Source organism: Arthrobacter sp. RAF14 (assembly GCF_052114185.1).
GTDB lineage: Bacteria > Actinomycetota > Actinomycetes > Actinomycetales > Micrococcaceae > Arthrobacter_E.
This window is the reverse complement of the sequence record NZ_JBFREG010000002.1, coordinates 591370-604324: the sequence shown is the minus strand read 5'-3', so window position 1 is coordinate 604324 and position 12955 is coordinate 591370. Positions and strand designations below refer to the sequence as shown.

9 protein-coding genes, 1 pseudogene and 2 riboswitches are annotated in these 12955 nt (G+C 68.5%); of the genes and pseudogenes, 4 read left to right on the top strand and 6 right to left on the bottom strand.

Going from position 1 to position 12955, the window contains the following annotated elements; all coding sequences use genetic code 11:
* The 3 genes and pseudogenes from AB4Y75_RS10265 to gcvH form a co-directional block, all read right to left on the bottom strand.
* A pseudogene (locus tag AB4Y75_RS10265) lies at positions 1-592 on the bottom strand (lipoyl synthase); the annotation flags it as partial.
* Between the two features lie 96 nt (positions 593-688).
* Positions 689-2005, bottom strand: coding sequence for a serine hydroxymethyltransferase (gene glyA / locus AB4Y75_RS10260; RefSeq protein WP_441435759.1), 1317 nt, complete (start codon positions 2003-2005; stop codon positions 689-691).
* Positions 2002-2385: a glycine cleavage system protein GcvH gene (gene gcvH, locus AB4Y75_RS10255; RefSeq protein ID WP_441435758.1), complete on the bottom strand. Its 384-nt coding sequence runs from the start codon at positions 2383-2385 to the stop codon at positions 2002-2004. Before gcvH ends, glyA begins: the two co-directional genes overlap by 4 nt.
* Before the next feature lie 364 nt (positions 2386-2749).
* Positions 2750-2848, bottom strand: a riboswitch (glycine riboswitch).
* A gap of 147 nt (positions 2849-2995) precedes the next feature.
* Between gcvH and AB4Y75_RS10250 the strand changes: the two genes are divergently transcribed.
* Together AB4Y75_RS10250 and AB4Y75_RS10245 are read left to right on the top strand one after the other, a co-directional pair.
* Complete coding sequence (locus tag AB4Y75_RS10250; protein WP_441435757.1) at positions 2996-3823, top strand: polysaccharide deacetylase family protein; 828 nt, start codon at positions 2996-2998, stop codon at positions 3821-3823.
* A 67-nt stretch (positions 3824-3890) separates the two neighbouring features.
* Positions 3891-4340 carry a Dps family protein gene (locus AB4Y75_RS10245; protein ID WP_441435756.1) on the top strand — a complete coding sequence of 150 codons (450 nt, stop codon included), beginning with the start codon at positions 3891-3893 and terminating at the stop codon, positions 4338-4340.
* A 220-nt stretch (positions 4341-4560) separates the two neighbouring features.
* Here AB4Y75_RS10245 and AB4Y75_RS10240 read toward each other — a convergent pair whose 3' ends face one another.
* The 3 genes from AB4Y75_RS10240 to AB4Y75_RS10230 all read right to left on the bottom strand — a co-directional run bounded on the left by AB4Y75_RS10240 (position 4561) and on the right by AB4Y75_RS10230 (position 9065).
* Positions 4561-6078, bottom strand: coding sequence for an APC family permease (locus AB4Y75_RS10240; protein WP_441435755.1), 1518 nt, complete (start codon positions 6076-6078; stop codon positions 4561-4563).
* A gap of 125 nt (positions 6079-6203) precedes the next feature.
* Positions 6204-7217, bottom strand: coding sequence for an agmatine deiminase family protein (locus tag AB4Y75_RS10235; RefSeq protein WP_441435786.1), 1014 nt, complete (start codon positions 7215-7217; stop codon positions 6204-6206).
* Between the two features lie 285 nt (positions 7218-7502).
* Positions 7503-9065 (bottom strand): MFS transporter, encoded by a 1563-nt coding sequence (locus AB4Y75_RS10230; protein WP_441435754.1) that lies wholly within the window; start codon positions 9063-9065, stop codon positions 7503-7505.
* Positions 9066-9151: 86 nt separating this feature from the next.
* Between AB4Y75_RS10230 and AB4Y75_RS10225 the strand changes: the two genes are divergently transcribed.
* Positions 9152-9703 carry a TetR/AcrR family transcriptional regulator gene (locus tag AB4Y75_RS10225; RefSeq protein WP_441435753.1) on the top strand — a complete coding sequence of 184 codons (552 nt, stop codon included), beginning with the start codon at positions 9152-9154 and terminating at the stop codon, positions 9701-9703.
* Between the two features lie 98 nt (positions 9704-9801).
* A riboswitch (glycine riboswitch) is annotated at positions 9802-9901 on the top strand.
* A gap of 153 nt (positions 9902-10054) precedes the next feature.
* Positions 10055-12943: an aminomethyl-transferring glycine dehydrogenase gene (gene gcvP / locus AB4Y75_RS10220; protein WP_441435752.1), complete on the top strand. Its 2889-nt coding sequence runs from the start codon at positions 10055-10057 to the stop codon at positions 12941-12943.
* Positions 12944-12955 lie beyond the last annotated feature (12 nt).

Here is a 12955-nt window from a genome sequence, read left to right as displayed (position 1 = left end):
AGGTGGCGTTCGGAGGGTCGGAGGTATTGGGTGATGGTGATCAGGTCGCAGCCGGCGTCGTGGAGGTCTTGGAGGGCTTCGCTGATYTCTTGGCGGGTTTCGCCCATGCCCAGGATGAGGTTGGATTTGGTGACCATGCCGTGGGTGCGGCCTTGGGTGATGACGTCCAGGGAGCGTTCGTAGCGGAAGGCGGGGCGGATGCGTTTGAAGATGCGGGGGACGGTTTCGACGTTGTGGGCGAACACTTCSGGGYKGGAGTCGCAGATGGCTTGGATGTGTTCGGGTTTGCCGGAGAAGTCGGGGATGAGCAGTTCKACGCCGGTGCCGGGGTTGAGTTCGTGGATTTTGCGGACGGTTTCGGCGTAGAGCCAGACGCCTTCGTCTKCGAGGTCGTCGCGGGCGACGCCGGTGACGGTGGCGTAGCGGAGGTTCATTTGCTGGACCCTTCTTTTTTGACGAGGTTTTTCAGGCCGACGAATTCGGGTCCCATCTGGACTTTGGCTTTGATCCAGTCGGGTTTGCGTTCCACGGGGGTCGCGGCGTTGCGTTGTTCGATCCGCAGGAGTTTACGGCCTTCGGGGACAAGAGTCACAGCACGGTTCCTTCGTCGTCGGTGAGGGTGCGGGTGAGGCTGAGGGAGGGGACCGGCGCCGCGCGGACGGGAAGGCCCGCGCGGCGCCGGGAAGGGTCAGCTGAGGCCGTCCACGCCCGGGTACAGCGGGTGGGCTGCGGCGAGCACCTGCACCCGGTCGCGCAGCCCGGAGAGGTCCGCGCCGTCGTCGGCGATCAGGGCCTCGGCGATGATGTCCGCGACTTCGCGGAAGGCGGCTTCGCCGAAACCGCGGGTGGCCAGCGCCGGCGTTCCGATCCGCAGACCGGAGGTGACCATCGGCGGCCGCGGGTCGAATGGGACGGCGTTGCGGTTCACCGTGATGTCGATGGCGGCCAGGCGGTCCTCGGCCTGCTGGCCGTCCAGTTCGCAGTCCCGCAGATCCACCAGCACCAGATGCACATCGGTGCCGCCGGACACCACGGAGATGCCCTTGCCGGCCACATCGGCCTGGGTGAGGCGCTCGGCGAGGATCCGGGCGCCGGCGAGCACGCGCTCCTGGCGCTCCCGGAACTCCTCGGACGCGGCGATCCTGAAGGCCACGGCCTTGCCCGCGATCACGTGTTCCAGCGGGCCGCCCTGCTGGCCGGGGAACACCGCCGAGTTGATCTTCTTGGCGATGTCCGCGTCGTTGGACAGGATGATGCCGCCGCGCGGGCCCGCCAGGGTCTTGTGCGTGGTGGAGGTGGTGACGTGGGCGTGCGGCACCGGGGACGGGTGCAGTCCGGCGGCCACGAGCCCGGCGAAGTGCGCCATGTCCACCATGAGGTAGGCGCCCACGGAATCGGCGATCCGGCGGAACTCGGCGAAGTCCAGCTGCCGCGCGTAGGCGGACCAGCCGGCGACGATCAGCGCCGGCTGGTGCTCCTGGGCCAGGCGCTCGACTTCGGCCATGTCCACGGTGTGGGTGTCCTCGCGGACGCCGTACGGGACCACGTTGTAGAGCTTGCCGGAGAAGTTGATCCGCATGCCGTGGGTCAGGTGCCCGCCGTGAGCCAGGTTCAGGCCCATGATGGTGTCGCCGGGCTTGATGAGCGCGTGCATCACGGAGGCGTTGGCCTGGGCGCCGGAGTGCGGCTGGACATTCGCGTACTCGGCGCCGAAGAGGTCCTTGAGGCGGTCGATGGCCAGTTGTTCGATGACGTCCACGTGCTCGCAGCCGCCGTAGTAGCGCTTCCCGGGGTAACCCTCGGCGTACTTGTTGGTCAGCACCGAACCCTGCGCCTGCATGACCGCCGTCGCGGTGTGGTTCTCCGAGGCGATCATCTCGAGGCCTTCGCGCTGGCGGCGCAGCTCGTCGTCGATCTTCGCGGCGATCTCCGGGTCCAGCTCGGACAGGGCCGCGTTCAGGGACGCCGGGACCACCTGCTCGTACTCGCTGACAGTGGCGCTCACAGTTCGCCTCCGTTCGCTGCGGCGTAGTCCTCCGCGGACAGCAGCGGACCTTCGGAGGTGACGGCCACGGTGAACAGCCAGCCTTCGCCGTACGGATCCGAGTTGATCAGGGCGGGATCGTCCGACGCGGCGGAGTTGACCGCGGTGACCTCTCCCGACACCGGGGCGTACAGATCGGACACGGACTTGGTGGATTCCACCTCGCCACAGGTCTCCCCGGCGGTGACCGCCGTGCCGACCTCGGGCAGGTCCACGTACACGATGTCACCCAGGGCATCCGCGGCGACGGCCGAAATCCCGATGCGCACGGCGCCGTCCTCCTCCGGGGCGACCCACTCATGCTCGGCCGAGTACCTCAGTCCGGCGTCCACTCTGCTCATCTCCACTACCTCTTTCCACTGTTGCTCGTGCGCTGGGCGATACGGCACGTCCGGCCGACCGGACCTGCGGGCCGGTGGGCGGCGAAGGCGTGCCGTGCTGACTGCATCGATGAGAAGGGCCGTCCTGATGCCGCGGCCCGATGCGGCCCGGTGCCGGCGCAGGGATGCGCGGCGCTCCAGGTCGGGACGGGGAGGACGGTCGGTCCGGCGGACATGAGGAACCCTTCGGCTCAGGCGCCGCGAGGGCGCCACGATGACAGGTGTTCCTCCCCGCTCTGTATGGGACCTGAGAGATTCCGCGGGCTGAATGACCCCGCTTGCACCGTCGGTGAGCCCGGCGGACCGGGCTGCTTTCCAGAGTTGCCTCGCCGCGGCGGTACGGGGGCCTGAGAGATTCCCGGGGAGGGTTTGCTCCTACGGCGCCTGTCCGGATGTGCCGACAGGACTCTCCCGCCGCGGATCACAAGCATGCGCATCACCTGCCGGTGATGCGGCTCACACGATATCCGTAACCACTGGTCATGTGCAAGACGCGGGCGCCGGACCCAGGGTTTCGACACCTTGCGGACCTATGATCAGCTCGACATCGTCAGAGGGGGCTCCACCAGTCATGCCAGAATCCGCATTAACCCGCCGTGAGGCCTTGCTTGCGCTGGGCGCCGTCACGGCCCCGCTGCTGGGAGCCTGCGCCGCCGCGCCGTCCACCACCCCGACGGCGGGGGCCGGCGGGAGTGCCACGCCTTCCGCGGGCGGGGGCGCGCCGTCGTCGGGCACCCCGAGGCCGGCCCTCACGCCGAGCGCGACCCCCACACCGCGCAGGACCTTCGCCAGCGACTTCACGCTCCCGCCCATCCAGAACGGGCTGGCCCCGGTGATCACCCGGGTGTCCACCAAGCAGCCGGTGGTGTTCCTGACGATCGACGACGGCGTGGTCAAAACCCAGGAATCCCTGGACCTCCTGGACGAGTATGGGTATCCGGCCACGCTCTTCCTGACTCGCAGCGCGATCGGCGGCGACCCCGGCTTCTTCAAGAAGTTCCAGGCCCGGGGCGATCGCATCCAGAACCACACCATCAGCCACAACACCTCCATGGTCCAGCAGGGCTACGAGTACCAGCTCGGCGAGATCTCGGGCATGCAGGACTACATCAAGCGTCACTACGCCACCACGCCCACCCTGTTCCGCCCGCCGGGCGGCGCCTACTCGAACGCCATGCGCGCAGCGGTGGCCGCCGCCGGGCTGAAGGCGGTCATCGACTGGGAGTGCAAGGCCAACGCGGGCCGGATGGATTACCAGGTGGGCAACGGTCTGCGGCCGGGTGACATCTGTCTCATGCACTTCCGCCCGGAATTCAAACGGGACCTCGACGCGTTCCATCAGGCACAGAAGGCCTCCGGACTGACCGTGGTCCGCCTGGAGGACTTCCTCGGAATCTGAGCTGTCCCGCCGCCGCGGAAGTGGGATAGCGTCGGAGTACGGACCAATTCACCACACAGGAGGAAGCATGAAGGCATCACCCACGCTCACGGCCAATCTCCAGGCCGTGCTGACCGACCTGATCGAATTGCACCTGCAGGGCAAGCAGGCCCACTGGAACATCGTCGGACCGAACTTCCGCGATCTGCACCTCCAGCTGGACGTCCTGATCGACCTGGCCAGCAACCTCAGCGACGACGTGGCCGAGCGCATGCGCGCCCTCGAAGCCGTCCCGGACGGCCGCAGCGTCACCGTCCAGAAGGAGACCAGCCTCGCGGCCTTCCCCGAGGGCCTGATCTCCACGCATGACGCCATCGACCGCATCGTCGCGGCCATCAACGCCGCCGTCGGGACCACCCGCAAGGTCCACGACCAGGTCGACGAGGAGGACCCCACCTCGGCGGACCTCCTGCACACCGTGCTCGAGGGACTGGAGCAGCAGGCCTGGCTCATCGGCGCGGAGAACATGAAGCCCTGACAGCAGGCTGACGGAACGACGACGGCGCCGCACCCTCCCAGGGTGCGGCGCCGTCGTCGTTGTGGCTGAGCTCCACATTACCGCGCGGGTTCGGCTGCTGGTCCGTGGCAGCTTGCGTAAAGGGGCCCCGCGCCCCGCCAGCGGCGTGAGCATTCAACTCCGCGCGGGGATAGCAAGCAGAACGGATCAGCAGCCGAACCCGGGCTCCGGTCCCGGCGGCTCAGTCCACCAGGGCCGGAGTGTCCATCTTGAGGGTCTCGCCGCGGAAGAATTCGGGCCGTTTGCGGGCCATCACGAACATCACGACCACGCCGAGCAGCAGGATCCCCACACCCACCACGAAGACCAGGCCCACGCCGAACACGGCGGTGCCGGAGCCGAAGGCGGGGTCCCAGGAATCCACGGCGGTCTGGATCATCACGACGAACAGCATGATGCCGCCCACCACGGGCGCCAGGCCGCGGAGCAGGAAGTTCCGGGGGCTCGTCAGGAGCGTCTTCCGGAAGTACCAGACGCAGGCGAAGGCGGTCAGACCGTAGTAGAAGCAGATCATCAGACCGAGGGCCAGGATGGTGTCATTGAGGACGTTCTGGCTCACGATGTGCATCACGGCGTAGAAGCCCCAGGAGATCACGCCGGCCGCGACGGTGGCGTTGGCCGGGGTGAAGTGGACGGGGTCGACCTTGGCCATCGACTTGGGCAGGGCGCCGTAGTGGCCCATGGCGAGCAGGCCGCGGGCCGGCGACATGAAGGTCGACTGCAGGGACGCCGCGGAGCTGGAGAGCACGGCGAGGGACATCAGGATGGCCAGCGGTCCCATGATGGGCGAGGCCAGGGCCGTGAAGATGTTGCCGGAGTTCTCCGGGTTCCGCAGGCCGAAGCCCTGCTCGCCGATGCCGGCGAACATGATGCAGGCGATCGCGACCAGCAGGTAGATGGCCAGCACGGACAGCGCCGTGATGGTGCCCGCCTTGCCCGCCGTCTTGCGGCCGTCCTTGGCTTCCTCGTTCAGGGTCAGGCAGACGTCCCAGCCCCAGTACACGAAGATCGAGAGGGAGATGCCGGCCGTGATGGCGCTGAAGCTGTCCACCTTGGTGATGTCGAACCAGTCCCAGGAGAAGGCCATGCCCTGGCCGGAGTTCTCCCAGTTCACGATCGCCATGACGGCGAAGAGGCCGAGCACCAGCAGCTGGAAGCCCACCAGGACGTACTGGACGTTCTTGGCGGTCTCCAAGCCGCGGTAGCTGATCCACACGGCCGCCACCACGAAGACCAGGCACGTGGCCACGTTGACCCACTGGTTGCTCGCCAGGTCGGCGAGTCCGGCCACACCCGTGACCTGTGCCAGGAAGAGGTAGAAGAAGTCCACCGCCACGCCGGCCAGGTTGGAGAGCACGATGATGTTGGCGGCGAGCAGCCCCCAGCCGCCCATGAAACCGATCCAGGGGCCGAACGCCTTGGTGCTCCAGGTGAAGGTGGTGCCGGAGTCCGGGGAGTCGGTGTTGAGTTCGCGGTAGGCGAGCGCCACCAGGATCATCGGGATGAAGCCGATGACGAAGATGATGGGCAGCTGCGCCCCGACCTCCTGGACCGTGGGGCCGAGGGCGCCCGTCAAGGTGTAGGCGGGGGCGATGGTCGAGAGGCCGATGACGACGATCGCGAGCAGGCCGAGCTGGCCGGACTTGAGTCCTTTGGCGTCCACATCCTGGTGTGCGCTGCGGGGGTGATGTTGTTCCATGGGTGGCTTTCTGTGCGTGGCCAGGCGGCGTCGTCGCCGTGACGGGCAGGCCGGTGAGACCTGCCCGCCGACCCGTAAGGGCGGGTCTGGCCGGGGCCGGGCGGGAGAGGCCCGGCGCCGATGGGTCAGCGAGCGGCGCGGGGCTGCTGCTGGGTGATGCAGTGGATGCCGCCGCCGCGGGCGAAGAGTTCGCGGGCGTCGACGGTGACGATCTCGCGGCCCGGGTAGGCGGCGGAGAGCGCCTCGACGGCACGGGCGTCGTTGGCGTCGTTGAACGAGCAGGCGATGACGGCGCCGTTCAGGACCACGTGGTTGATGTAGCTGAAGTCCACGAAGCCTTCCTCATCGGTGAGGGTGGCCGGCGCGGGGACCGGGATGACGGTGAGGCTGCGGCCCGCGGCGTCGGTGCTGTCCTTGAGGAGGGCGATGATCTCCTGGGAGACCTCGTAGTCGGGGTGCTCCGGGTTCTCCTGGTGGTGGACCAGGACGGTGCCCGGGGAGGAGAGGGTGGCGACGATGTCCACGTGGCCACGGGTGCCGAACTCCTCGGAGTCGCGGGTTAGACCGCGGGGCAGCCAGATGGCCTTGGTGGCGCCGATGGTGCGGGCCAGTTCCGCCTCGATCTGCTCCTTGGTGGCGCCGGGGTTCCGGCCCTGGTCCAGTTGCACGGTCTCGGTGACGAGCACGGTGCCTTCGCCGTCCACGTGGATCCCGCCTCCCTCGTTGACGATGGGGGAGGTGATCAGTTCCGCGGGGGTCTGACCGGCCACGAAGGCGCCGATCTTCGAATCCTTGTCCCAGGCGGCCCAGTCCTGTGCGCCCCAGCCGTTGAAGATCCAGTCCACGGCGCCGAGCTTGCCGTCGGCGTCCAGAACGAAGCTCGGACCGATGTCCCGCATCCAGGCGTCGTTGAGTTCCGCGGTGACGACCTCGACGCGCGGGTCCAGGTACTGTGCGGCGATCTCGGTGTCCGCCGGGTCCACGACCATGGTGACGGGCTCGAACCGGACGGCCGCGTTCGCCACGGCGGCCCAGGTGGTGCGGGCGGCGTGAGCGTCCTCCTCGGTCTCACCCAGGGTGTAGCCCTCATGCGGGAAGGCCATCCAGAGACGTTCCTGTTCGGCGGTCTCGGACGGCATGACCCAGCGCGGGGTGATTTCGGCGGGAGTGGATTCGTCAGCCACGTCAGACTCCAATGTGTGATGGCTTGCTTGTGAGGAGGGCCACAAAAATGAACAATGTTCATTTAGTATGAGTGGTCCGCTTCACATTTGGCAAGCCGTGCACGGTAGGCTGCGCGCTCCGGGCGTCTGACCAGTGCATTCACTGATGGACGCCCGGAGCGCTTCTCCCCAGGGGCCGGACCCATGGCCGGCCCAGGTCGGTCAGCCTCCCCAGACTGACCGGTCGCGCGCAGGAGCCGGTCAGTGACCGGGCCGCTCCTGCTGGCTCTCTTTCGTGGCGCGCGGGACCTTGCGCAGGCCGATCGCCGCGGCGACGGTCACGCTGACCATGAGCAGGGCTCCGATGGTCGCCGTGAGGGTGACGCCCGAGTCGAACGCGTGCTGCGCCGTCGTCGTCAGCTGATGGCCCAGGTCGCCGCCCACGCGATGCGCGACGTCGATCGCCCCGGCGAGCGTCTCCCGCGCCGTGTGTCCGTCCGCCTCGCTCAGGCCGGCCGGCAGCCGCAGGTGCTGCTGGTAGCTGGCGGTCAGGATCGACCCGAGGATCGCGGTGCCCAGCAGGGCGCCGAACTCGTAGCCGGTCTCCGAGATCGCGGAGGCCGCGCCGGCCTTCTCCGGCGGCACCGAACCCATGATGAGGTCATTGGAGATGGTCTCCGCTGCGCCGATGCCGATGGACAGCAGGTAGACGGCCAGGAGGAAGACCGGCATGCCGACGCTGTTGCCGAAGAGCGCCACCAGGACGTAGGCGGTGGTGCTCAGGGCCAGGCCAGCGGTGACCACCGTGCCGGGCCGCAGGGCCCGGACGAGCGGCACCGAGGACAGGCCCGCGATGATCGTGGCCACGGACGCGGGCAGCAGGGTCATGCCGGCCTGGAACGGGCTCAGGCCCTCCACCAGCTGGAGGTGCTGGGAGAAGAAGAAGATGAAGCCCGTCATGGACACGAAGGACAGGACGTTGGCGGCGATCGACGTGCTGAACACGGGGTTCGTGAACAGGGTGACGTCCAGCATGGGCGCCGGGATCCGGCGCTGGCGGCGGACGAACAGCACGCCCATGCCGACGCCGAAGAACGCCAGGGCCAGCGGGAGCGGTTCGAAACCGTGCACCGTCAGCTCCTTGATGGCCACCGCGACCGGGCCCATCGACAGGATGGACAGGAAGACGCTCGGGACGTCGATCGGGTGCGGCGAGTTGTCCTTGGACTCCGGGATCAACCGGGTGCCCAGCACCAGGAGCGGGGCCAGGAGGAAGGCGGGCATCATCAGCACGGCGCCCCACCAGAAGTGGTCCACGAGCCAGCCGCCGACGATCGGGCCGAGGGCCGCGCCGCCGGAGAAGAAGGCGGCCCAGATGGCGATGGCCAGGCGGCGCTGATTGTTGTCCGTGAAGATGTTCCGGATCAGGGACAGGGTGCTCGGCATCAGCGTGGCGCCGAACAGGCCGAGGGCCGCGCGGCCGGCGATCAGTGCGCCGGCCGTGGGGGAGAAGGCTGCCGCGATGGAGGCCAGGCCGAAGCCGGCGCTGCCGATCATGAGGAGCTTCCGGCGTCCGATCCGGTCGCCCAGATTGCCCATGGCCACCAGGAGCGCCGCGAGCACCAAGGGGTAGGCGTCGATGATCCACAGGAGTTCCACGCCGCTCGCCTGCAGGGAGCTGGCGATGGCGGGGAGGGCGAAGGTGAGGGCGGTGTTGTCCACTGCCACGAGCAGCACGGGCACCATGAGCAGTGCCAGGGCCGCCCACTTCTGCCATGGCGCCGTCCCGTTGCTCGTGATCTGAGTCAAGGTCTTGGTCGTCATGGCAATAACTGTACCGTCTGGACTGTATAGTTTCAATTCGGAGGGCATCCTCCCGTGCCGCCCCCGAACCATGCAGAATGGAAGCCATGTCACGAAAGCCCGTAGCCAGGAACGCCGTCCTCGACGCCTTCGAATCAATGCTGATCGAAGTGGGGGAGCGCGGCGCCACCCTGGATGCGGTGGCCGCCCGGGCAGGCGTCTCCAAGGGTGGGCTGCTGTACCACTACCCGAACAAGGAAGCCCTTGTCGCGGCGCTTCTGGACCGCTTCGACGCTCTGGCTCAGGAGGAGATCGAAGCCATGAAGACGGCGCCGGAAGGGGCCGGCGTGTACTTCATCAAGGAGGCCATCTGGGACGGCGGGCCGCTGGACCGGTCCTTCGTCGCCGCGACCCGCCTCGCCGAGGTCGCCCACGCCGAGACCCAGCGCCGTTTCGCCAGGATCCAGAAGCAATGGCTGGAAGTCCTGACGGAGGAGCTCGGCGAGGATCTGGCCCGGGCCGTGCGGTACATGTCCGACGGTCTCTACTTCAACGCGGTGCTGGAGAACGGCGGCGGCCAGGAGATGGACCGCTCGAAGACCGACGCCGAGGTGCAGAGCCTCCTGAAGGTGCTGGAACTGGCCCGTGGCAAGATCTGAGCCAGCGGGCCCCGGCCCGTTTGCCCTCCCAGGCCGCAGGGGAGACAATTGACGTTGTGACTGCAATCACCGCGGTCCAGCACAAGTGAATAAGCCATCGATCCGCGGCGGGAGAGTCCTGCGAACGGGTATTACGCAGGCGCCGTAGGAGCAAAACCTCCCCAGGAATCTCTCAGGCCCCCGTACCGCCGCGCCGAGGCAACTCTGGAAAGCAGCCGGTCACCCGGCTCACCGACGGTGCAGGTGCCGGCCCTCGTGGCGGCATGAAAACTCTCAGGTCCCACACAGAGCGGGGAGGAGCCCATCCCGTTCCGGCGTACCAGTCGCCGGCCAAGCAATGGAGTTCCTTTCGTGACGAATCCCTCCGCCGTCCTTGATCTGGCGAAGTCCGGCAGCTTCGTGGACCGCCACATCGGCTCGCGCCGCCAGACCGAGATCGAGACCATGCTGCAGGCCGTGGGCTACAGCTCGGTCGACGCCCTGGTCAACACCGCGGTGCCGGATGACATCAAGCAGCCCACCCCGCTCACGCTGCGCCCCGCCCTCTCCGAGGTGGAGGTCCTCGCCGAGCTGCGCCGTCTGGCCTCGCTCAACAAGACCGCCGTCCAGCTCATCGGCCAGGGCTACTACGACACCGTCACGCCCGCCGTGATCCGCCGGAACATCCTCGAGGCGCCGGCCTGGTACACCGCCTACACCCCGTACCAGCCGGAGATCTCCCAGGGCCGCCTCGAAGCCCTCCTGAACTTCCAGACCATGGTCCAGGACCTGGTCGGCCTGCCCATCGCGAACGCCTCCCTGCTGGACGAATCCACCGCCGTCGTCGAGGCCGTGCTGCTCATGCGCCGCGCCAACAAGGCGAAGGAGGCCGCGGACGGCAAGACCGTGCTGGACGCCGACCTCCTTCCGCAGACCATCGCCCTGGTGAAGGGCCGCGCCGAGGCCCTCGGCTTCGAGGTCGAGGTGGCGGATCTCTCCGCAGGCCTTCCGGAAGGCGCCATCAACGGCATCGTCCTGCAGCAGCCGGGTGTCTCCGGCAAGATCTTCGACCACGCACCGGTCATCGCCGCCGCCAAGGAACGCGGCGCCATGGTCACGGTCGCGGCCGATCTGCTCTCCCTCACCCTCATCACCCCTCCCGGTGAGCAGGGTGCGGACATCGCCGTCGGCAGCGCTCAGCGCCTGGGCGTCCCGCTCTTCTTCGGCGGCCCGCACGCCGCGTACATGGCCGTCCGCAAGGGCCTCGAGCGCTCCCTGCCGGGCCGCCTGGTCGGCGTCTCCAAGGACGACGCCGGCACCCCCGCCTACCGCCTGGCCCTCCAGACCCGCGAGCAGCACATCCGCCGCGAGAAGGCCACCTCGAACATCTGCACCGCGCAGGCCCTGCTGGCCATCGTGGCCTCGATGTACGGCGTCTTCCACGGCCCGGACGGCCTGAAGGCCATCGCCTCCCAGGTCCACGCTCACGCCGCACGCTTCGATGCCGCCCTCCGCGCCGCCGGGGTGCAGACCGCGAACACCGAGTTCTTCGACACCGTGACGGTCATCGTCCCGGGCCGCGCCGCCTCGATCCTCGCGGCCGCCGAGGAAGCCGGCTACAACCTCCGCGCCATCGACGCCGACACCCTGGGCGTCTCCTTCGACGAGACCACGACGCCGGAGACCGTCGCCGCCGTCGCGTCCTTCTTCGGCGCGGACGCCGCCGTCGTGGAGGCCTCCGAGGCGGAGCTCCCCGAAGCCCTGCGCCGCAGCAGCGAGTTCATGACCCACCCGGTCTTCAACACGCACCGCTCCGAGACCCAGATGCTGCGCTACATCCGCCGTCTCTCCGACCGCGACCTGGCCCTGGACCGCACCATGATCCCGCTGGGCTCCTGCACCATGAAGCTCAACGCCACCGCGGAGATGGAAGCCATTTCGTGGCCGGAGTTCGCCTCCATCCACCCGTTCGCCCCGGATTCCCAGACCGTCGGCTGGCGCGAGCTGATCGACGGCCTCGAGGCGGACCTCGCCGAGATCACCGGCTACGACCAGGTCTCCATCCAGCCCAACGCCGGTTCCCAGGGTGAACTGGCCGGCCTTCTGGCCATCCGTGGCTACCACCACTCCCGCGGTGACGTGCAGCGCGACATCTGCCTCATCCCGGCCTCGGCGCACGGCACCAACGCCGCCTCCGCCGTCCTGGCCGGTATGAAGGTCGTGGTCGTGGCCACAGCGCCCGATGGCACCATCGATCATGAGGACCTCAAGGCCAAGATCGACGCACACCGCGACGCGATCGCCGCCATCATGATCACCTACCCCTCCACTCACGGTGTCTACGACGCCGATGTGCGCTACATCTGCGACGCCGTGCACGAGGCGGGCGGCCAGGTCTACATCGACGGCGCCAACCTCAACGCCCTGGTCGGCCTCGCCCAGCCCGGCAAGTTCGGCGGCGACGTCTCTCACCTGAACCTCCACAAGACGTTCTGCATCCCGCACGGCGGTGGCGGACCCGGCGTCGGCCCGGTCGCGGCCCGCGCCCACCTGGCCCCGTTCATGCCCGGCAACGCGGCGGACCCGGCCAACGGCGCCGGTGGGGCGCCCATCTCCGCGAGCCGCTTCGGCTCGGCCGGCGTGCTGCCCATCTCCTGGGCCTACATCCGCCTCATGGGCGGTGACGGCCTGACCGAGGCCACCAAGTCCGCGCTGCTCGCCGCCAACTACGTGGCGAAGCGTCTGGACGAGCACTTCCCGGTCCTGTACACGGGCGAGGGCGGCCTCGTGGCCCACGAGTGCATCCTGGACCTCCGCCAGCTGACCGCGGACACCGGCGTCACCGCTGAGGACGTGGCCAAGCGCCTCATCGACTTCGGCTTCCACGCGCCCACCCTCGCCTTCCCGGTGGCCGGCACCCTCATGGTGGAGCCCACCGAGTCCGAGGACCTGGGTGAGCTGGACCGCTTCATCGACGCCATGATCGTCATCCGCGGCGAGATCGAGCAGGTCCGCAACGGCGACTTCAGCGTGGAGGACAGCCCGCTGCGCCACGCGCCGCACACGGCCTCCGCCGTCGTCTCCTCCGACTGGGACCGTTCCTACAGCCGCGAGCAGGCCGCCTTCCCGGCCCGTCCGGATCACTCCGGTCACGCCCACGGCCAGGACAAGTACTTCCCGCCGGTCGGGCGCATCGACGGGGCGTCCGGTGACCGCAACCTGGTCTGCTCCTGCCCGCCCATCGAAGCCTTCGAGAACTGATCCGGCTTCCAG

Excerpts from the sequence above, each read along its gene's own strand:
- gcvH (WP_441435758.1), bottom strand. The coding sequence starts at position 2,385 with ATGAGCAGAGTGGACGCCGGACTGAGGTACTCGGCCGAGCATGAGTGG.
- AB4Y75_RS10240 (WP_441435755.1), bottom strand. The coding sequence starts at position 6,078 with ATGGAACAACATCACCCCCGCAGCGCACACCAGGATGTGGACGCCAAA.
- AB4Y75_RS10225 (WP_441435753.1), top strand. The coding sequence starts at position 9,152 with ATGTCACGAAAGCCCGTAGCCAGGAACGCCGTCCTCGACGCCTTCGAA.
- AB4Y75_RS10245 (WP_441435756.1), top strand. The coding sequence starts at position 3,891 with ATGAAGGCATCACCCACGCTCACGGCCAATCTCCAGGCCGTGCTGACC.
- AB4Y75_RS10250 (WP_441435757.1), top strand. The coding sequence starts at position 2,996 with ATGCCAGAATCCGCATTAACCCGCCGTGAGGCCTTGCTTGCGCTGGGC.
- AB4Y75_RS10230 (WP_441435754.1), bottom strand. The coding sequence starts at position 9,065 with ATGACGACCAAGACCTTGACTCAGATCACGAGCAACGGGACGGCGCCA.
- AB4Y75_RS10235 (WP_441435786.1), bottom strand. The coding sequence starts at position 7,217 with ATGCCGTCCGAGACCGCCGAACAGGAACGTCTCTGGATGGCCTTCCCG.